This is a genomic window from Pseudoalteromonas sp. HM-SA03, from assembly GCF_002289345.1.
Classification (GTDB): Bacteria; Pseudomonadota; Gammaproteobacteria; order Enterobacterales; family Alteromonadaceae; genus Pseudoalteromonas.
In genome coordinates this window covers 1-513 of record NZ_NSDG01000001.1, presented here as the reverse complement: position 1 = coordinate 513, position 513 = coordinate 1, and the positions used below count along the sequence as shown (strand labels likewise).

The following is a 513-nucleotide window of genomic DNA, read 5'->3' as shown; positions in this document are numbered from 1 at the left end:
GCTCAGCTGGTTAGAGCGCACGCCTGATAAGCGTGAGGTCGGTAGTTCAAGTCTACTCAGACCCACCACTTTGCTTTGATGCTGCATCTTTTTGCGACTCGTTTAGCAAACTAAACGTTCGTCACAAAAATCCTTGCCTGAAAGCAAAGATAGGTAAAAAACAAACAATGTTATCCTAGTAATGTGGGGCTATAGCTCAGCTGGGAGAGCGCCTGCCTTGCACGCAGGAGGTCAGCAGTTCGATCCTGCTTAGCTCCACCACTTTACTACACCTTCTTATAGATAAACACTCTTACTCAAGTTTAAGTAACTGAGAGTTTTTAACTCTGAGAAGTCATTCTCTTGCTCTTTAAAAATTTGGAAAAGCTGAAAAATTAAATTCTGATAGATAACGAAAGTTATTTATCGAGTTTTCGAAAGAAAATGCCGATTAATCATTTTTATGATTAATTAGCGTCTACTTTAGTATTCAATATTAACTTCTGGCGAAGTTAAATCAGTCTTTGATTGACA

At 38.8% G+C, this 513-nt stretch carries 1 tRNA gene; it reads left to right on the top strand.

The features are described from left to right. Positions 1-185: 185 nt before the first annotated feature. Positions 186-261 (top strand) — tRNA-Ala (locus CKO50_RS00005). Positions 262-513: the final 252 nt, after the last annotated feature.